The organism is Bradyrhizobium sp. SZCCHNS2022 (genome assembly GCF_032377575.1).
GTDB classification, from domain to species: domain Bacteria; phylum Pseudomonadota; class Alphaproteobacteria; order Rhizobiales; family Xanthobacteraceae; genus Bradyrhizobium; species Bradyrhizobium aeschynomenes.
Window position 1 is genome coordinate 4,944,618 of sequence record NZ_JAUHHZ010000001.1, and the last position, 17,342, is coordinate 4,961,959.

Annotated in this window: 19 protein-coding genes; 12 read left to right on the forward strand and 7 right to left on the reverse strand. The window is 67.2% G+C overall.

The features are described 5' to 3' along the window. Nucleotides 1-54: 54 nt before the first annotated feature. The gene (locus tag QXZ94_RS22140; protein WP_172131286.1) at nucleotides 55-519 is read right to left on the reverse strand and encodes a DUF4399 domain-containing protein; all 465 of its coding nucleotides are present in this window, start codon (nucleotides 517-519) and stop codon (nucleotides 55-57) included. Between the two features lie 323 nt (nucleotides 520-842). Here QXZ94_RS22140 and QXZ94_RS22145 point away from each other — a divergent pair, with 323 nt between their 5' ends. Continuing rightward, entirely contained in the window at nucleotides 843-1,295 is a 453-nt protein-coding gene (locus tag QXZ94_RS22145; protein ID WP_172111574.1) for a cupin domain-containing protein, read from the forward strand. Between the two features lie 2 nt (nucleotides 1,296-1,297). Here the strand turns inward: QXZ94_RS22145 and QXZ94_RS22150 are convergent, their stop codons facing one another. Continuing rightward, a complete protein-coding gene (locus QXZ94_RS22150) occupies nucleotides 1,298-2,116 on the reverse strand; it encodes an MBL fold metallo-hydrolase (protein ID WP_315722209.1) in 819 nt (272 codons plus the stop codon). 101 nt (nucleotides 2,117-2,217) lie between these two features. Here QXZ94_RS22150 and QXZ94_RS22155 point away from each other — a divergent pair, with 101 nt between their 5' ends. After that, nucleotides 2,218-3,141, forward strand: coding sequence for an alpha/beta hydrolase (locus QXZ94_RS22155; protein ID WP_315722210.1), 924 nt, complete (start codon nucleotides 2,218-2,220; stop codon nucleotides 3,139-3,141). Nucleotides 3,142-3,146: 5 nt separating this feature from the next. Here QXZ94_RS22155 and QXZ94_RS22160 read toward each other — a convergent pair whose 3' ends face one another. After that, the gene (locus tag QXZ94_RS22160) at nucleotides 3,147-4,673 is read right to left on the reverse strand and encodes a permease (protein WP_315722211.1); all 1,527 of its coding nucleotides are present in this window, start codon (nucleotides 4,671-4,673) and stop codon (nucleotides 3,147-3,149) included. Continuing rightward, entirely contained in the window at nucleotides 4,670-5,419 is a 750-nt protein-coding gene (locus QXZ94_RS22165) for an ABC transporter ATP-binding protein (RefSeq protein WP_315722212.1), read from the reverse strand. The genes QXZ94_RS22160 and QXZ94_RS22165 overlap by 4 nt, the downstream gene beginning before the upstream one ends. A 221-nt stretch (nucleotides 5,420-5,640) precedes the next feature. On the opposite strand from QXZ94_RS22165, the gene QXZ94_RS22170 reads away from it, so the two are divergent. From QXZ94_RS22170 to QXZ94_RS22205, 8 genes are all read left to right on the forward strand, one after another. Beyond that, a complete protein-coding gene (locus QXZ94_RS22170; RefSeq protein WP_315722213.1) occupies nucleotides 5,641-6,417 on the forward strand; it encodes an SDR family NAD(P)-dependent oxidoreductase in 777 nt (258 codons plus the stop codon). A gap of 6 nt (nucleotides 6,418-6,423) precedes the next feature. Continuing rightward, nucleotides 6,424-6,603, forward strand: a complete 180-nt coding sequence (locus QXZ94_RS22175; protein WP_315722214.1) for a DUF2256 domain-containing protein — start codon at nucleotides 6,424-6,426, stop codon at nucleotides 6,601-6,603. 4 nt (nucleotides 6,604-6,607) lie between these two features. After that, entirely contained in the window at nucleotides 6,608-7,069 is a 462-nt protein-coding gene (locus QXZ94_RS22180; RefSeq protein ID WP_315722215.1) for a DUF3429 domain-containing protein, read from the forward strand. A 66-nt stretch (nucleotides 7,070-7,135) separates the two neighbouring features. Continuing rightward, nucleotides 7,136-7,885 carry an aspartate/glutamate racemase family protein gene (locus QXZ94_RS22185; protein WP_315722216.1) on the forward strand — a complete coding sequence of 250 codons (750 nt, stop codon included), beginning with the start codon at nucleotides 7,136-7,138 and terminating at the stop codon, nucleotides 7,883-7,885. A gap of 351 nt (nucleotides 7,886-8,236) precedes the next feature. Further along, complete coding sequence (locus QXZ94_RS22190) at nucleotides 8,237-9,322, forward strand: ABC transporter ATP-binding protein (RefSeq protein WP_315722217.1); 1,086 nt, start codon at nucleotides 8,237-8,239, stop codon at nucleotides 9,320-9,322. A gap of 24 nt (nucleotides 9,323-9,346) precedes the next feature. Continuing rightward, nucleotides 9,347-10,393 carry an ABC transporter substrate-binding protein gene (locus QXZ94_RS22195; RefSeq protein WP_315722218.1) on the forward strand — a complete coding sequence of 349 codons (1,047 nt, stop codon included), beginning with the start codon at nucleotides 9,347-9,349 and terminating at the stop codon, nucleotides 10,391-10,393. A 4-nt stretch (nucleotides 10,394-10,397) separates the two neighbouring features. Then, nucleotides 10,398-11,267: an ABC transporter permease gene (locus QXZ94_RS22200; protein WP_315722219.1), complete on the forward strand. Its 870-nt coding sequence runs from the start codon at nucleotides 10,398-10,400 to the stop codon at nucleotides 11,265-11,267. Next, entirely contained in the window at nucleotides 11,264-12,079 is an 816-nt protein-coding gene (locus tag QXZ94_RS22205) for an ABC transporter permease (RefSeq protein ID WP_315722220.1), read from the forward strand. Before QXZ94_RS22200 ends, QXZ94_RS22205 begins: the two co-directional genes overlap by 4 nt. Before the next feature lie 198 nt (nucleotides 12,080-12,277). Here the strand turns inward: QXZ94_RS22205 and uraH (QXZ94_RS22210) are convergent, their stop codons facing one another. After that, complete coding sequence (uraH, locus tag QXZ94_RS22210) at nucleotides 12,278-12,619, reverse strand: hydroxyisourate hydrolase (RefSeq protein ID WP_315722221.1); 342 nt, start codon at nucleotides 12,617-12,619, stop codon at nucleotides 12,278-12,280. 29 nt (nucleotides 12,620-12,648) lie between these two features. Between uraH (QXZ94_RS22210) and QXZ94_RS22215 the strand changes: the two genes are divergently transcribed. Both QXZ94_RS22215 and QXZ94_RS22220 read left to right on the forward strand, forming a co-directional pair. Then, nucleotides 12,649-13,842 carry an MFS transporter gene (locus QXZ94_RS22215; protein WP_315722222.1) on the forward strand — a complete coding sequence of 398 codons (1,194 nt, stop codon included), beginning with the start codon at nucleotides 12,649-12,651 and terminating at the stop codon, nucleotides 13,840-13,842. Continuing rightward, nucleotides 13,829-15,175 (forward strand): amidase, encoded by a 1,347-nt coding sequence (locus QXZ94_RS22220; RefSeq protein WP_315722223.1) that lies wholly within the window; start codon nucleotides 13,829-13,831, stop codon nucleotides 15,173-15,175. Before QXZ94_RS22215 ends, QXZ94_RS22220 begins: the two co-directional genes overlap by 14 nt. Before the next feature lie 319 nt (nucleotides 15,176-15,494). Here the strand turns inward: QXZ94_RS22220 and puuE are convergent, their stop codons facing one another. Next, nucleotides 15,495-16,922: an allantoinase PuuE gene (gene puuE / locus QXZ94_RS22225; RefSeq protein ID WP_315722224.1), complete on the reverse strand. Its 1,428-nt coding sequence runs from the start codon at nucleotides 16,920-16,922 to the stop codon at nucleotides 15,495-15,497. A gap of 4 nt (nucleotides 16,923-16,926) precedes the next feature. After that, nucleotides 16,927-17,283, reverse strand: a complete 357-nt coding sequence (uraH, locus tag QXZ94_RS22230; protein ID WP_172111590.1) for a hydroxyisourate hydrolase — start codon at nucleotides 17,281-17,283, stop codon at nucleotides 16,927-16,929. Nucleotides 17,284-17,342: the final 59 nt, after the last annotated feature.

Consider the following 17,342-nt stretch of genomic DNA (forward strand, 5'->3'; position numbering starts at 1 on the left):
GCAGCCCGCCATGACGCGGGCCGCACAGCGGTCGTGCTCAGGCGACTTGGCCTGCTAGGGCGACTTGGCCTGCGTGGTCGGCTCGACCGTGATGGTGATCCGCTCCGACATCACGGGCTTGTTGTGCGGAACGTGGCTCCAGTCGCCGAGCACCATCTGCAGGGTGTGACTGCCCGGCGTGAGGTTGACCGAGGCTTCGGTCTGGCCCTTGCCGAAATGAACGTGCTCGGCATCCACCGGAATGGCTTCGTTGAGCGCGTCACCCGTGAGCGCGGGCGCGTCGATCAGCAGATGATGATGACCGGTGTTCGGCGCCTCGGTGCCGGACGGCGCCACGCCCATGCCCGACAGGCCGAAGCGGATCAGGACCGGCGAGGAGACCTTGTCGCCGTCCTTGAGGTTGATGAAGTAGGCCTTGGCGTTATCCGGAGCGGGCGTCTCGCCGGCCATGACATGGGTTGTCGTGGCGAGGCTGGCGGCGGACAGGGTGAGGGCGATGGCGAGGCTCAGTCGGCGCATCCTGGAAATCCTTATCTCTGCGACGGCGGAAAATCTCTAAAGGTGAAGGCACGATGCAGGATGGGTCGTGCGACCAGCGGAGGCATGTCGCATCTTGCAGTGCGAGCAAACAGTAGATCGGCAGGTTTGGCGAGGCCGCGAACAAATTGCGGCGTTCGCGTGAAGTTTATAGCGCTGGCGTGGTTGTGATGCGACGGCTGGTCGCGGCAGTTCGTTCACATCTTAACGATCGCGGAAAGCAGCCATTAGGCGCAACCGGCTACGGTTGCAGGCCCATGCCGGCTCACGTCCGGTCATTTCAGCCCATGAATTTGAGGTCCTCAATGTCTCCTTCCTTGATCGAAACCGCCAATCTCGCCGTCGACCTGTCGCCGGCGCCGATCGAGCCGTCCTGGATCATCGAGGGCAACCCGACAGCGACCTCCTGCACCGTCGCCCGCAGCAGCGACGGTCTCGGCTCGACCATCGTCTGGCATTGCACCGAGGGCAAGTTCAACTGGTACTACGATTTCGACGAGACCATCCTGATCCTCGAAGGCTCGATCACGCTCGAGAGCGAGGGCATGCCGGCGAAGCGCTACGGACCCGGCGATGTGATCTTCTTCCGCGACGGCGCCCATGCCAAATGGCATGTCGAGGGGCACGTCAAGAAGCTCGCCTTCTGCCTGAAGACCCAGCCTTACGTGCTCGGCCTCGCCGTGCGCGTGATCAACAAGCTCAAGCGCATGTTCCTGACGCCGGAGGGCCGCCGCGGCACCAGCCTCGCGGGTGCCTGAGCTTACACGCCGTCGAGGATGATCACGGTCGGACTCGACGGCAGCAGCTCGCGCGACATCTTCAGCGTCCGCTCGACGCGGCGGTCGATCTCGAACTGCTGGCCGATCTTGCGCATGAACTCGTCGAGCGGCGTCGCGAAGCGGTGCATCGGCAGCACGACCGAGGCGCGCAGCCGCTTGGTGATCTCCGAGATGCCGTCCAGCGACATCGTGTAGGTGCCGTCGATCGGCACCATCACGACGTCGAGCCGGCCGATCGCGGCGAAGTGCGTCTCGTCCAGCTTGACGTGCAGATGGCCGAGATGGCCGATGCACAGGCCGGCAACCTCGAAAATGAAGATCGAGTTGCCGTCCTTGATCATGTCGGCACCGAGCGAATCGCTGAAATAGCGGCGGATGTCGGTGGTGATGTTGCGCACGAGCACGTCGCCGATCCGCTCGAACACCTGCGCCGGCTTGCCGTCGTCGCCCCAGCCGCGCAGCACGTGCGGAATGCGCGGATCGGGCGCCAGCGTGTAGTGCGTCGAGTGCGCGCGGTTCATGGTGATCACGTCGGGCAGCCGTCCGACCTGATAGGCGCCGCTGTAGTCGGTGGCGATGCGGATGCCCATCGGGGTGTCGATGAAGTAGGTCGAATGGCCGGCATAGGTGATCGTCACCTCGTTGGCGGCGGCGGTCCGGCGCAGGCTCACCGGCATGGCGCGCGGCGGGCTGCCGGCCATGGCGAGACATTCGCTGGTGCGCGGTCCCGATTGTTGCGCCAGAGCGGGCGATGCGAACGAGACCAGGACGGCGAGCAGCGAGACCAGCGAGCGCAGCATGGCGGTTCCTCTTCAACGGCGCGTGAGAGTGTAGCGAGGATTCCGGAACAGAACTATCCTCATCGCAGCGCGCGGCGGGCTCAGCGAAGCGGGAGGTTGGCATGAATGATCGGGACGGATCGTCGCAGGCGCAGCCGATGCAACCGATCAAGGCAGTGGATGCCGGGGTCCTGAGCATTGCCTATGTCGAGAGCGGGCCGGCCGATGGACCCGCCGTCATCCTGCTGCACGGCTACCCCTACGACATCCATTCCTATGTCGACGTCGCGCCGCGCCTTGCGGCCCAGGGCTGCCGGGTCATCGTGCCCTACCTGCGCGGCTATGGCCCCACCCGCTTCCTCGATCCATCCACGCCGCGCTCCGGCCAGCAGGCCGCCATCGGCGCCGACCTGATCGCGCTGATGGATGCGCTGGCGATCCCGCGTGCGGTGTTCGCCGGCTATGATTGGGGTGGCCGGGCCGCCTGCGTCGGCGCGGCGCTATGGCCGGAGCGCTGCACGGGCCTGGTGTCGGTCAACGGCTATCCGATCCAGGACATCGCCAGGGCGTTGGAGCCCGCCCCGGTGCCGCGCGAATTCGCGTTCTGGTATCAATGGTACTTCCAGACCGAGCGTGGCCGCGCCGGCCTCGCCGCGAACCGCGCCGAAATCGCCCGGGTGCTGTGGCAGCAATGGTCGCCGAACTGGCGGTTCGACGACGCGACCTTCGCGCGCGCGGCCGCCGCGTTCGACAATCCCGACCATGTCGACGTCGTGATCAACAGCTATCGCCATCGCTACGGTCTGGCCGCGGGCGATCCGCGCTACGACGAGCTCGAGCGGCGACTGGCGGCCCTGCCCGTCATCACCGTGCCCACGATCACCCTCGATGGCGACAGCGACGGCGTCATTCCGGCGACGGACGGCACGGCACATGCCGCGAAATTCAGCAACCGGATCGCGCATCGCGTGATCCGCGCCGGGCACAATCTGCCGCAGGAGGAGCCCGCGGCATTCGCCGAAGCGGTCATGGAGGTGCTGCGCTGAGCAGGTCAGGTCCGCGCGGGGCTCAGCCTCCAGGCGGCAAACAGCAGGCCTGCGGTCATCAGGCCGCAGATCGCAGCGGCTTCGGGCAGCGCGAGCGCCAGCGCCGCGGTCGCGGCCCAGCCGATCGACGAGAACGCCTCGGCAAAGGTCGCAAGCCGCGACGAGGTCTGACGGCGCCGGAACTGGCTGCGCCGCGCCTGGATGCGGAACCAGAGCTGAATGGCGGTCGAGGACATCGTGGCAACCAGCACCGCCGCCGCGGTGACCAAAGCCTGCCATGGAGCGATCCAGCCGAGCGCGAGCACCAGCGGCGCGAAGATCACCGCGATCGTCATGAGCACGACCTCGATCTTCGCGCGCACAATGCGCGCGGCGGTCAGCGGGGCGGTGGCGACCAGTTCGGGCGCATCCTCGCCGGAGATCGTGAGCCAGGCGAGGCCGCCGGCGAGCTGGCCTGCCGCCATCACGATGACCGGCGTGATCAGGATCACCGCCTGCGAGCTGTCGGAATAGCTGCGCCACAGCAGCAGCGCCGGCGGCACCAGATAGAGCAGCTGCATCAGCGTCTGCGAGATCAGCCAGGGATCGCGCCGCAGCAGCATGAACTCCTTGCGCCTGAGCGCCTGCTGCCGCGAGCCGCCGCGGAAGCTGCGGATCCGCGCGCCGGTGCGGCTGGTGACGCCTTGCGCGGCGGCACTGATCGCGGTGTCGGCAAAGCGCGGCGAGAACACCATCATGACGACGCCGAGCAGCAGCAGGCCTGCGGCAAGCAGGATCAGCAGCGCCTGAATGTCGCCGAGCGCGGCGCGCGCCGGCAGCCACACGACGCTCTCCGGGTCGGGCGCGATGGCCGCGGCGGCATCGGAGGTGAGCACGGCAAAGCGCGACAGCGTGCCGTAGGACACGATCGCCGCGATCTGCAGCACGATGACGAAGCCGGCGCCGATCACCGCTGCCAGGATCTGCGCCACCAGTCGGGTGCGTGCAGGGCCGATCAGGCGAAACAGAATGATCGTCACCGCGATGGCAGCCGCGGCCGCCGACAGGCCGACCGCTGCGACGACGACGAACGCAGCCAGCCAGCGCACCCCGCCCTCGATCAGCAGCACGTCCACGAAGGGCGTAGCCAACAGCAGCGCCATGCTGGTGACCGAGAGCGCGATGGCCGCGATCCGGACAGAAAAGATCTCAGCCAGTCGCACCGGCGAGGACATGATCAGGTCGAGATCGGCACGGGCATAGAACACGCGTGTGACCGACTCGATCGCCTGCGACAGCATCAGGGCCCACGACAGCATGATGGTCGCGGTGATGACGATGAGAGCGGTCTTGTCGAGCGGCGGCTGCAGATCGGCATAGCGGCCGACCACGGCCCAGGCCGGCAGATGCATGATCGCGCCGAACAGCACGAGGCCGATGATCGCGGCGCGCGTGCGGCGACGTCTGCCCGCGGTGATCATTCCGAGCCATTCCCGCCAGGCGAGCCTGAGCTCGTGGCGGGCGAACCAGGCCAGCGTCGCCGCCCGCGTCATGCCGCGGACTCGACGTCGACCAGCGCGATGAACAGCTCCTCGAGGCTGGTATCGGTCCGGCCGTTCTGCTCGCGCAGCTCGGCAAGCGTTCCCTCGGCGACGATCCGCCCGGCGGCGATGACGCCGATCCGGTCGGCCATCCGCTCCGCCACTTCGAGAATGTGCGTCGTCATGATCACGGTGCCGCCGCGGCGGACGCGCTCGGCGAGGAGCCCCTTGACGTGACGGGCCGAGACCGCATCGAGGCCGGTGAGCGGCTCATCGAGAATGATCAGTTGAGGATCATGGACCAGGGCGCCAGCGAGCGCCACCTTCTGGCGCATGCCCTTGGAGAAGCCTTCGCAACGCTCGTGCAGATGCCGCTCAAGCCCGAGCGAGACCAGCAGCTCGCGCGCCGCCTGACCGGACGTCATGGGATCGATGCCCCACAGGCCGGCGACGAATTCGAGATATTCGAGCGGCGTGAGCTTGTCGTAGATCATCGGCTCATCGGACACCCACGCCATCACCTGTTTGGCGGCAATTGGCTCGCGCAGCGCGTCGATGCCGAAGATCGCGATCTCGCCGGCGTCCGGACGCAGCAGGCCGGCGACCATGCGCAAGGTCGTCGTCTTGCCGGCCCCGTTCGGGCCGACGAGGGCGTAGAACTCACCGGCGCGCACGACGAGGTCGAGCCCGTCGACGGCCGGCCGTTCGAAACATTTGGTTAACCCTCGGACGGTGAGGGCGGAGCTCTGTGGGGTCATGACCGCTCATTCGGTTCGCATCGGCAACTTGGACGCAACTCGTTGCGGCGCGGTGAACGACCACTCGATCGTGATCGCGACGTGCCTTCCCCGCAACCGGCCCCGAGCCCCCGAACCGGATCGCTCCGGCCCGACTTGGCGTCATGATCCGAACGCAGGGCGATTTCGTTAGCACGACGACCAGCCGCCATCGCGGCTGCGCGGCTCCGGCGAGGATGGACGTGACGGACCAGCTGATCGCGACCGCGGCGAGTGACGGCACTCCGGAAGCAGCAGCGGCCCTGCCCCGGCACACCATTCGCCTGGAGTCCTTCCCGCGCGGCGGCGTCGCTGCGGTGTTCGGCGCCAGCGGCGGCATCGGCTCCGCGCTGAGCGCGATGCTGACCGACAGCGGGCGGTTCGACGCCGTGGTCGGCTTCAGCCGCAGCACAGCTCCTCCCTTCGACCTCACGGATGAAGAAAGCCTCGCGCGGGCCGCCGAGCAGGCGGCGGACGCTGGCGAGGTCCGGCTCGTGATCGTCGCAACCGGCATGCTGCAGCAGGGCGAGATGCTGCCGGAAAAGAGCTGGCGCGAACTCGATGCCGACCGTCTTGCCCGCGCCTTTGCCATCAACGCCACCGGGCCGGCGCTGCTGATGAAGCATCTGCTGCCGAGGCTCCCGCGCAGCGGCAAGGCGGTGCTCGCCGCGCTGTCGGCGCGGGTCGGTTCGATCGGCGACAACCGGCTGGGCGGCTGGTACGCCTACCGGGCTTCGAAGGCGGCGTTGAACCAGCTCGTGCGTTGCGCGGCCATCGAGCTTGCCCGACGGGCGCCCGAGGCGATCTGCGTCGCGTTGCATCCCGGCACGGTGGCGACGCGGCTGTCGGCGCCGTTTGCCTCGGCCGCGGGCATCGCACCGGCCGAGGCCGCGCGGCATCTGCTCGGCGTCATCGACCGGCTTGAAGCAAAGGACTCCGGCGGCTTCTACGACTGGCGCGGAACACAGGTCCCCTGGTGACTCCCCATGCCGAAGATGCGCCGCAAAGCCGATTTGCCGACGAAGACCTGCACCGCCTGTGGCCGCCCCTTCGCGTGGCGGCGCAAATGGGCGCGCGACTGGGACGAGGTGAAGTTCTGTTCCGACCGCTGCCGGTCCGAGCGCGGCCGGGCGTTTTCTTCGATGCCCAAGAAGCGAGCGAGCTAGCCTCATGATGCCTGGCGTCCCCTCTCCGATGCGCGCGCTCGGCCTTGCCGGGCTGATCCCGTTTGTCGGCCTCGCTGGGCTGGTGATCGCGGGTGACGAGACGGTCCGGACGGCCGCACTGCGCGCACAGATCGGCTACGGGGCGGTGATCGCCAGCTTTCTCGGCGCGATCCATTGGGGGCTGGCGGTGCAGACGCCGGCGCTCTCGACCCTGCCGCGCATGGGCTGGGGCGTGACGCCGGCTTTGCTCGGCTGGGCAGCGCTGCTGCTGCCACCTGTCCCGGCGCTGGTGCTGCTGACGACGGCACTGCTCGCAGCGCTCGTGATCGATGAATTCAGTTTCGGCGGTGGCGATCGGCGGGCCTGGTTCCTCAAGCTGCGACGGCTGCTCAGTGTCGGAGCCATGCTGTCCCTGCTCGTCACCTTGATCGACCTCGTCGTGAAGGGTCCACCGGGCTCGGCCTGATATCCGCACCGCCATGGACAAAGCCGTCATGCCTCGGGCAAGCTCGCCCATCCCCCGTGAGGCGCCATGAACATCCTGCTGCTGAATCCAAACATCCGCACCGACATCACCGATCTCATGCTGCAGGTCGGCCGCGACGCTGCCGCACCCGGCACGACGCTGATCCCCTGCACCGCGCCGCGCGGCGTGCCCTATATCGCCACTCGCGCAGAGGCGCAGATCGGTGGCGCCGTGGCGCTGGAGATGCTGGCCGAACGCAACGGCAGCTTCGATGCGGCAATCATCGCCGCGTTCGGCGATCCCGGTCTGTTCGCGGCGCGTGAGCTGTACGACGCGCCGGTGATCGGGTTGGCGGAAGCCGCGATGCTGACCGCCTGCATGGCGGGGCGTCGCTTTGCCATCGTCACCTTCGCGCAGGCGCTCGGCCCCTGGTACGAGGAATGCGTGCGCATGCATGGGCTGATGGAGCGCTGCGCCGGCATCCGCATGCTCGACGGCAGCTTCAAACAGATCTCGGACGTGCAGCACGAGAAGGAGGAGTTGCTGGTAGAGCTGGCGCTGCGCGCGGTCGAGGAGAACGAGGCCGACGTGCTGATCTTCGCCGGAGCTCCGTTATCGGGACTTGCGGCCCGCGTCGCACACCGCATCCCGGTGCCGGTGGTCGATCAGGTGATCGCCGCCGTGAAGCAGGCCGAGGCGCTGCTGGCGCTGAAGATGCGCAAGGCCACGGCCGGGACGTTCCGGCGTCCGGCGGCCAAGCCGACGACGGGATTACCGGAGGCGCTGGCTGCCCGGCTGGAGCATCGCGACGGATAGTTCGGCGAACGACGAGGGGCCCCGTCTCTCTCCACGCCGTCATTCCGGGGCGCGCGTCAGCGCGAGCCCGGAATCCATAACCACGACTGTCTTTGGCGATACGAGATGTACCCACGACCATCCCGCTCTCCAACAACTGCCTGTGGGTATTGATTCCGGGCTCGCCCTTCGGGCGCCCCGGAATGACGTGGAGAGAGGCGGGCATGAGCTGACTGCGTGCGCTTAGATCGAGCGTCGGACCTCGCCACACACTTCCATACCGCCCACCCGCTCGCTTGTACACAAACGGCCGCCACTGCCTCAAAAGACGGCACGCTTCTTGCTTTTTCAACTCAGTTGAGCAGGAAGCCCATGGCCAGCGTATCGGAAGCCAAGTCGCTCGTTCTCGATCGGATCACGCACCGCTTTGCCAGCGGCACGATGGCCGTCTCGGACATCAATCTCGATGTGAAAGGCGGCGAGATCATCGCCCTGCTCGGCCCGTCCGGCTGCGGCAAGACCACGCTGCTGCGCATCATCGCCGGCTTCATCGGCCAGAGCGAAGGACGCGTCATCATCGGCAATGACGTCGTCGACGCGCTGCCGCCCAACCGGCGCGCGGTTGGCATCGTGTTTCAGAACTACGCGCTGTTCCCGCATCTGTCGATCGCGGAGAATGTCGGCTACGGCCTCGCCGCGCGCGGCGTCGACAAAACGACGCGCAACAAGGAGTCGCAGCGGCTGCTCGACATGGTGCAGCTCGGGCCGTTCGGCGAGCGCTTGCCGCGGCAGTTGTCCGGCGGCCAGCAGCAGCGCGTGGCGCTGGCGCGCGCGCTCGCGATCAAGCCGTCGATCCTTTTGCTCGACGAGCCGTTCGCCGCGCTCGACAAGAATCTGCGGCTGGACATGCAGATCGAGGTGAAGCGGCTGCAGCGCATGGCCGGAACGACCACGCTGATCGTGACCCACGATCAGGAAGAAGCGCTGTCGATGGCCGACCGTGTCGCGGTGCTCAGCCACGGCCATCTCGAGCAATTCGGCACACCCAGCGAGATCTACGATCAGCCGCAGACGTTGTTTGTGAACACCTTCGTGGGAACCGCGAATAGGCTAAAGGGCACGGTGCTGGCGACCGATGCTGGCAGCGTGAAGGTCGCCCTGGAGGCCGGCGGCGAGATCATCGCGCGCGCGCCGAACCCGGTCGGTGCCTCCGACAAGGTCACCGTCTGCCTGCGTCCCGAGCATCTCACCTTCGTCGACGACGACTCCGGCTTTACCGGCGAGATCGGCATGGCGCTGCCGCTCGGCTCCACGGTGGTTCATGAGATCAAGGCCAAGGACGGCTCCAGCATCAAGATCTCGCAGGCCCGCACTGGCGGCACCCCGCTGCGCGAGGCCGGCACGCCGGTGCGCATCGCGCCGCTCGCGCCGGGGCTCGCGACCGTGTTCCCGCAATAGACAACCAACACATCGGAGTGAAACATGATGCTTGATCGCCGCCGGCTCCTGACCAGCGCCCTGACGCTGGGAGCCATGCACGCCTTCCCGGGCCTGAGCCTCGCGCAGGCGCGGCCGCTGGTGTTCGCAACCTTCACCGGCAGCTGGGAGGAGGCGCACAAGGCGGTGCTGGTGCCCGCCTTCCGCAAGGCCAATGGCGATGCGGGCATCGTGCTCGACCCGATGCTGTCGGTCGACCAGATCGCCAAGGTCAATGCCGCCAAGGCCAATCCGCCGATCGACGTCATGCTGCACGATCCGGGTCCTGCGCTGGTCGCGATCGGCCAGGATCTCGTCGAGCCTTACCCGGCCGACAAGAGCGCCTATTTCAAGGACCTGATTCCGGAAGCCCAGGACGCGATGGGCCCGGCGCCGTTCTTCCAGGTCGTCGGCCTCACCTACAATCCGGAAACGGTGAAGACGCCGCCGACGTCCTGGGCCGATCTGTGGAAGCCCGAGTTCAAGGGCAAGGTCGGCATCACCAACCTCAACTCGACGCTCGGCACCGGCTGGCTCGTCGAGATCGCGCGCATGCGCGGCGGCTCGGAGGCCAATGTCGACGAGGGCTTCAAGGCGCTGGAGGAGCTCAAGCCGAACCTCGCCGCGGTCGCCGCCAATCCCGGCGCGCTGGCGACCCTGTTCCAGCAGGGCCAGATCGACATCTCGCCCGGCAATTTCAACGCCATCCAGATCCTCAAAGCCCGCGGCGTACCGGTCGAGTTCGTGGCGCCCAAGGAAGGCGCGATCGCGTTCAAGACGACGATCCACATCGTCAAGAATTCGCCGAACAAGGAGCTTGCCTTCAAGCTGATCGAGGCGGCGCTGTCGCCGGAGGTGCAGACCACCTTGATGAACTCGCCTTATCTCATCGTGCCGACCAACACCAAGGTTGCGATGTCCGGCGAGATCGCCAAGGTGCTGGCCAAGGACACCGCCGAGCTGAAAAAGAAGTTCGTGTTCCAGGACTGGAAGAAGATCAACGAGCAGCGCGCCTCCTGGATCGAGAAGTTCAACCGCGACATCAAGATCTGACGCGATGAAGAGCGCCACGACATCACCGGGAGACGTGACCAGCTTCAGCCTGGGGCTTGCACTGCCCTTGGGCCTGGTGTTCGCGATCTTCTTCGTGCTGCCGCTGGCGCAGCTGCTCTATCTCTCACTGCACAACGACACCGCGGCGACGGTGTGGGGGCTCGGCCAGTACATCAAGTTCCTGACCGACCCTTTCAGCCTCGCCGTGCTCGGCTCGACGCTTCTGCTCGGCGCCGAGGTGACGCTCGCCTGCCTCGTGCTCGGCTATCCCATCGCGTGGCTGTATCAGCGTTCGGGCAGCCGGGTGCAGACCCTGATCATCATGATCGTGCTGCTGCCGCTGCTCACCAGCGTGGTGGTCCGCACCTTCGCCTGGATCGTGATCCTCGGGCGGCAGGGCATCATCAACTCCGTGCTGCAATCGCTCGGCCTGATCGGCACGCCGCTGCGCATGATCTACACGCAAGGCGGGCTCATCGCGGCGCTGGCGCAGGTGCAGATGCCGCTGATGGTGCTGCCCCTGATCACCGCGATCGGCCGCATCGATCCCAACCTCTCCGACGCCTCGGCCTCGCTCGGCGCCGGCAGCTGGCGCACCTTCTTCAAGGTGATGCTGCCGCTGTCGATGCCCGGCATCATCGCCGGCTGCACCCTCACTTACGCCGCGGCCATCACTGCGTTCATCACGCAGTCGCTGGTCGGCGGCGGGCAGATGCTGTTCATGCCGATGTATCTGTATCAGCAGGCCTCGACGTTGCAGAACTGGCCGTTCGCCGCGGCGATCTCGATCATCTTCCTGTTCGCCGTCCTAGCCATCGTCGCGCTGTTCTCGACGCTCGGCCGGCGCGCCCGCGGCTATGGAGACGCTCGATGAGCCGGCGGCAGAATAATCTCGAAGCGCTGAGCTTCCAGATCGTCATGACGGTGATTGCCGTGCTGGCGCTGATCCTCATCGTGTCACCGTCGCTGGTCGTGGTGATCGTCTCGTTCACGTCAGGCTTCTCGCTGAAATTCCCGCCGCCGGGCTATTCGACCCGCTGGTACGTCGAATTGTGGAACGCCTGGCAGCTGCAGTTCGCGGCACGCAACAGCGTCGTCGTCGCGCTGTGGTCGACCGGGCTCTCGATCGTGCTCGGCGTCGCCGCGGCGCTGGCGATCTCGCGCTCCAAGGCGCTCACGGCAAAACTTCTGGACTCGCTGTTCATGTCGCCGCTGGTGTTGCCGGCGCTCGCCTTTGGGTTGGCGGCGCTGATGTTCTTCTCGCTGATCGGCCTGCCGGTGTCGCTGCTGACGCTCGTGATCGGCCACACCATCGTCTGCGTGCCCTATGTCGTCCGCAACACCGTGGCGGCGCTGGCGCAGCTCGAGCCGACCTTGCTGGAAAGCTCGGCGATCCTCGGCGCCTCCAGGCTCTACACGTTCCGCCGCATCGTGCTGCCGCTGATCCGCCCCGGCATCATCTCCGGTGCCTTCATCGCGTTCATGTCGTCGTTCGACAACGTGCCGGTGTCGCTGTTCCTGCGCGACGCCGCCACCGACATGCTGCCGATCCGGATGTGGCAGGACCTCGAAGGCAAGCTCGACGTCACCATCGCCGCGCTGTCCAGCGTGCTGATCATCGCCACGGTGGCGCTGATGGCGATCATGGAGCGGACAACGGGGCTGTCGAAGCGACTGACGGGTTAAGGCTGCTTGGCTCTCATCAGTGCCGGCTTGTCCCCGTCTCCATCAGCGCCGTCATGGCCGGGCTTGTCCCGGCCATCCACGTCGATCAGCGATTGCGGACGGACGTGGATGCCCGGGACAAGCCCGGGCATGACGAGCATCTCCTTGGCAGCGACCTCTTTCAATCATCAGCGTACGATGGTGCGAGGCGTACCGCCCTCACGCCCCGCGAAAAATCGAATAGCCCCACGGCGTGAACTTCAGCGGCAGGTGAAAATGCTCCTCGACCTTGTCGATGGCGAAGCGAAACGGCACTGTGGTCAGGAATTTGGTTTGCGCATTTGCCCCGAAGAACTCGCCGATATGGAACAGCACCTCATACTCGCCGGCAGTGACGCCGTCGCCCTTGACGACCGGCGCCTGAAGGGTGCCGTCGGCGCCGAGCGCTCCTTCGGCAAGCAGCGAGCGGTCCGGCGCAACCCGCCAGATCGCGACGCGCAGGCCCAGCGCCGGGCGCCCGTTCGCCACATCGACCGCATGAACCGAGATACCGCCGGCCATTTCGTGCTCCGCCATCAGGTTGTCGCGGCATGATAGACGCGAAACCCGATGCGGCGCCAGCGCCGCCGCTATGGCCCGCGCTGGCGGCAATGACGGCGTTGCAGGCGCTGGTGTCGCTGGCGCTGTTCGCGCCCGGCACGGTGGCGCCGCGCGCCGGGCTCAGCATCGAGGAATTGTCGCTGTTCTCGACCGCGGCGTTTGCGATCAGCCTGGTGTCCTCGTTCTGGGGCGGCACCCTGGTGCAGAAGATCGGCTCGCTGCGCGTTGCGGCGCTGTGCGCGGTGGCCGTCTGCGCCGGAATGTCGATGGCGACGCTCGGTCAAGGTTGGGCGTTGCTCGGCGCCGGCCTCGTGCTCGGACTTGCGGCCGGACCGGAAACGCCGGCGAGCGCGGCCCTGCTCGGACGTCTCGTGCCGCCCGAGCAGCGCGCCATGGTGTTCTCAATCCGGCAGACCGGCAGCCAGATCGGCGCCGTCGTCGGCTCGCTGGTGCTGCCGCCGCTCGCAGTCGGGCTTGCGCCGAGCTCCGCCTATGCCGCCGTGATCATCTGTGCCGTCATCGGTTTCATCAGCTTCGAGCGGCTGCGCCCGGCCTATGCGGTCAAGCTGCCCGCCATGCCGTATCTGGGCCTGCGGCAGCGGCTGCAGCTCGTCAGCTCCGACCGGCGCATGGCCGCGCTCGCGGTGGCCTCGATCCCGTTCAGCGGCATGCAGGTGATCCTCAACACCTGCTACATCTCCTTCGGAACGTCCGAGCTCGCACTCTCTCATGTCGAGGCCGGCTGGCTGCTGGCGTCGGCGCAAGGCGCGGGCCTGATCGGACGACTCGGATGGGGCGCCGTGGCGACGCGGCTGCGCTCGGCGCGCGCCGTGCTGGTGATGGCGGGCGCGGGCATGGCGATCTGCGCGCTGCTGCTCGGGCTGTGGGGGCCGCTGCTGAGCGGATCGGTCCTGGTCCTGCTCACATTCGTGTTCGGACTGACGGCGAGTGGCTGGAACGGCGTGTTCATCGCCGAGATCGCCAACCTTGCCAAGCCGGGCCGCGTGGCGGAGGCCACCGGCGCGGTGCTGACCACGTCGTTTCTCGGCCTCGTCGCGGCGCCGCTGCTGGTGGCGGTGCTGACGCCGCGCATCGGCCTCGGCGGCAGCTTCGTCGTTCTGGGATTGACCGCGGCCGCAGGCGCCGCCGTGCTGCTGATGGAGCGATCCCGTGCGCGCAACTGAGATCGCAAGCGCCGTGACGGCGCGGCAGACGACGGCGAGAGAGATGGCCGAGCAGGCGCTGGCACGCATCGCCGCGAGTGACCTCAACGCTGTCGTGACGACTGATCTGGAGCGAACACGCGCGGACGCCGAAGCTGTCGACCGCCGTGTTGCATCCGGCGAGAGGTTACCGCTCGCCGGCGTACCCATCGTGGTCAAGGACAACATCTGGGTCGAGGGCTGGCGCATCACGCAGGGCTCGCGGCTGTTCGTTGACTTTGTGGCGCCCGAGGATGCCATCGCCATCGCGCGGCTGCGCCGCGCCGGCGCCGTGATCGTCGGGATCGGCGCGACGTCGGAGTTTGCCTGCAAGGGCGTGACGACGTCACTGCTGTACGGACCCACGCATCATCCGCTGGACCCGCACCTCACGCCGGGCGGCTCATCGGGCGGGCCGGCCGCCGCGGTCGCGGCAGGCCTCGTGCCGCTCGCGATCGGCACCGATGCCGGCGGCTCGAGCCGGCGGCCGCCGGCGCATGTCGGCGTGGTCGGCTTCAAGCCGTCTTACGGCGCAATCTCCTATGGGCCCGGCTTTGCCGAGCCGTTCTGGCGCATCTCGGTGATCGCACCGATCGCCGCCGATGTCGCCGATACGAGGCTCGCGTTCGATGTGATGGCAGGTGCCGATGCGCGCGACCCCGACTCATTCGACTTGCCATCGGCTGCTGCCGGGGCGCCAATGCGGCTGGCGTTCTCGCCGCGGCTTGGGCTCGACGTCGCCGTTGATGACGAGGTGAGCTGCGGATTGCAGCAGGCGGTCGATCGGCTCCGGGCCAGCGGCCTGGCCATCGTGGACAAGGATCCAGTCTGGCCCTCGGGGCTCGCCGAAGACGCGGTGATGCCGCTGCAGCATGCAGGGTTGGCCGCACTTTACGGCGACACCTTCCGCAGCGATCCCACGCAGTTCGATCCTGATATCGCCAAGCAGATCGAGCGTGGCCTCGCTCTCAGCGGCGCCGACGTCGGCCGCGCGCTGGAGGCGAGCAGCCGCATCGCGCGCGCCTTCGCCGCGTTCTTCACCGAGTTCGATGTGCTGCTCACGCCGACCGTCCCCTGCGTCGCCTGGCCGTTGACTCAGCTTGGCCCATCCGAGATCGGCGGGCGGCCCGCGAGCCCGCGCGCGCATGCGGTGTTCACGCCGTTCGCCAATCATGCGGGGGTGCCGGCGATCTCGATTCCGTGCGGAAGGAATGCGCAGGGGCTGCCGTTCGGAATGCAGCTGATTGCGGCGCGCGGGCGGGATCGCCTGCTGCTGGATGTGGCTGCGGCGGCGCAGCGGGCATTGCTGGGCTAGCTTGCCTCAGCTCTCGCAGCCCGCGCGGTGCTCATCTCGCCCTGCAGCCGGCCGGGCAATCGCATATGGAGATGCTGGGCCGTCGCGGCGAGCAATCCTGCACATTAGTTACGCCGTCATGCCCGGGCCTGTCCCGGGCATCCACGTGGTTCTCAGCATGCCGGACGACGTGGATGGCCGGGACAAGCCCGGCCATGACGACTTGGAGAGAGACGGGCACAAAATTGCGATCGCCATAGGCGATCGCCCTGCCGCAACCGGGACGAGGGAGGCACCGCCTCCTGGCAACCAGCGTCGACTGGGCCCCCTGATCTGCCGCTCACCCCTGCTCGAACTTCTTCGCCAGCCTGGCCCGGGTGATGTGACCGATCTGGTCGATGGCATTGGCGATCTCCGTGTCCAGGTCGTTGCTGATGCGACGGTCCATCTCGGCGATGACGGAGGGACGGTCGGCGTGCAGTGCGAGCGCCACGATCAGCGGCATGCCGAACTTGTCGCGATAGCGGCGGTTGATATCGGCGACACGCTCGAACTCGGCGCGCGACAGCGACGTAAAGCCGAGACGGCCCTGCTCGCCGATCGAGTCGTTCGTCATCTCGCCGGCCAGCGCCTCGCGCCCGGCGAGCTCGGGATGGGCGCGGATCAGCTTCAGCTTCTCGTCGCGGCTCATGCCGCGGACGACGTTCATCAACGTCGTATGCAGCGCATCGGCCGCATCGTCGAAGGCGGACAGGCCGGCGCGATAGGCGCGCTCGGCAATCTCGGGCGTGTGCTCGAAGATGTCGCCATAGCGCTCGACGAACAGCACGCGGGACATCTGCGACGGGCGAAGATGACCGGCCGGCGGATGCGTCCGGATCCAGTGCCGGGCAATGTCGAGCCGGGTCGCGACCCAGACCTTGTCGTAGCTCATGATGTAGTCGAGGAAGCGCGCCAGCGCCGCGGCACGTCCGGGACGCCCGACCAGCCGGCAATGCAGTCCGACCGACATCATGCGCGGGCAGTCGGCGCCTTCGGCATAGAGCAGATCAAAGCTGTCCTTCAGATAGGCGAAGAACTGATCGCCGGAATTGAAGCCCTGTGGGGTCGCGAAGCGCATATCGTTGGCGTCGAGCGTATAGGGCACGATGAGTTGCGGGCCGTGCGGTCCTTTGATCCAATAGGGCAGCTCGTCGGCATAGGAATCCGCGCTGTAGACGAAGCCCTGCTCCTCCAGCACGATGTCGAGCGTGTGCTCCGACGTGCGGCCTTGATAGAAGCCGAGCGGCCGCTCGCCGGTCAGCGTGGTGTGAAGCCGGATCGCCTCCTCGATCTGAGCACGCTCATCGGCCGCGGAGACGTCTCGATAGTCGATCCATTTCAGACCGTGCGAGGCGATCTCCCAATTGGCCTCCTTCATCGCGGCCACGGCGTCCGGATTGCGCGCCATGGCGGTTGCGATCGCGAACACCGTCACTGGCAGCTTGCGCGACGTGAACATCCGCCACAGCCGCCAGAACCCGGCGCGCGAGCCGAACTCGTAGATCGACTCCATGTTCATGTGGCGCTGGCCCGGCCAGGGCGCTGCGCCGACGATCTCCGACAGGAACGCCTCGGAGGCGGCGTCGCCGTGCAGGATGTTGTTCTCGCCCCCCTCCTCGTAATTGATCACGAACTGCACGGCGATGCGGGCATCGCCCGGCCAGCGCGGATGCGGCGGCGTGCGGCCGTAGCCGATCATGTCGCGCGGATAAGAATCAGCAGTCATCGACTCAACTCCCGCGATAGGTCTGGTAGCTCCAGGGCGTCGCAAGCAGTGGCACGTGATAGTGCGCGCCGGCATCGGCGACCGCGAAGCGGAGCGGGATCAAATCCAGGAACAGCGGATCATCCGCCGCAAGGCCGTGGGCCTTGAAATAGGCGCCCATGTGGAAGGTCAGCATGTAGGTGCCCGTGGTGAGCTCGTCCCCGGCCAGCACCGGCTGGTCGGTACGCCCGTCGGCATTGGTGCGGACCTGCTTGACCCGGTGCCAGGACCCGTCGGGCTCCAGCACATCGAGGTCGATCGCGACGTCGGCGGCGGGCTTGCCCCTGACCGTGTCCAGAACATGCGTGCTCAGCCGCCCCATCCGTTACCCCCAATGCTACGAGTCCAACCAGGACATTAGCAGTAGCCGGGAGTGTGCTC

What these genes read in the sequence shown, in the direction of transcription:
- QXZ94_RS22140 (WP_172131286.1), bottom strand. Translation starts at nt 519, where the DNA reads ATGCGCCGACTGAGCCTCGCCATCGCCCTCACCCTGTCCGCCGCCAGC.
- QXZ94_RS22145 (WP_172111574.1), top strand. Translation starts at nt 843, where the DNA reads ATGTCTCCTTCCTTGATCGAAACCGCCAATCTCGCCGTCGACCTGTCG.
- QXZ94_RS22150 (WP_315722209.1), bottom strand. Translation starts at nt 2,116, where the DNA reads ATGCTGCGCTCGCTGGTCTCGCTGCTCGCCGTCCTGGTCTCGTTCGCA.
- QXZ94_RS22155 (WP_315722210.1), top strand. Translation starts at nt 2,218, where the DNA reads ATGAATGATCGGGACGGATCGTCGCAGGCGCAGCCGATGCAACCGATC.
- QXZ94_RS22160 (WP_315722211.1), bottom strand. Translation starts at nt 4,673, where the DNA reads ATGACGCGGGCGGCGACGCTGGCCTGGTTCGCCCGCCACGAGCTCAGG.
- QXZ94_RS22165 (WP_315722212.1), bottom strand. Translation starts at nt 5,419, where the DNA reads ATGACCCCACAGAGCTCCGCCCTCACCGTCCGAGGGTTAACCAAATGT.
- QXZ94_RS22175 (WP_315722214.1), top strand. Translation starts at nt 6,424, where the DNA reads ATGCCGAAGATGCGCCGCAAAGCCGATTTGCCGACGAAGACCTGCACC.
- QXZ94_RS22180 (WP_315722215.1), top strand. Translation starts at nt 6,608, where the DNA reads ATGATGCCTGGCGTCCCCTCTCCGATGCGCGCGCTCGGCCTTGCCGGG.
- QXZ94_RS22185 (WP_315722216.1), top strand. Translation starts at nt 7,136, where the DNA reads ATGAACATCCTGCTGCTGAATCCAAACATCCGCACCGACATCACCGAT.
- QXZ94_RS22190 (WP_315722217.1), top strand. Translation starts at nt 8,237, where the DNA reads ATGGCCAGCGTATCGGAAGCCAAGTCGCTCGTTCTCGATCGGATCACG.
- QXZ94_RS22195 (WP_315722218.1), top strand. Translation starts at nt 9,347, where the DNA reads ATGATGCTTGATCGCCGCCGGCTCCTGACCAGCGCCCTGACGCTGGGA.
- QXZ94_RS22200 (WP_315722219.1), top strand. Translation starts at nt 10,398, where the DNA reads ATGAAGAGCGCCACGACATCACCGGGAGACGTGACCAGCTTCAGCCTG.
- QXZ94_RS22205 (WP_315722220.1), top strand. Translation starts at nt 11,264, where the DNA reads ATGAGCCGGCGGCAGAATAATCTCGAAGCGCTGAGCTTCCAGATCGTC.
- uraH (WP_315722221.1), bottom strand. Translation starts at nt 12,619, where the DNA reads ATGGCCGGCGGTATCTCGGTTCATGCGGTCGATGTGGCGAACGGGCGC.
- QXZ94_RS22215 (WP_315722222.1), top strand. Translation starts at nt 12,649, where the DNA reads ATGATAGACGCGAAACCCGATGCGGCGCCAGCGCCGCCGCTATGGCCC.
- puuE (WP_315722224.1), bottom strand. Translation starts at nt 16,922, where the DNA reads ATGACTGCTGATTCTTATCCGCGCGACATGATCGGCTACGGCCGCACG.
- uraH (WP_172111590.1), bottom strand. Translation starts at nt 17,283, where the DNA reads ATGGGGCGGCTGAGCACGCATGTTCTGGACACGGTCAGGGGCAAGCCC.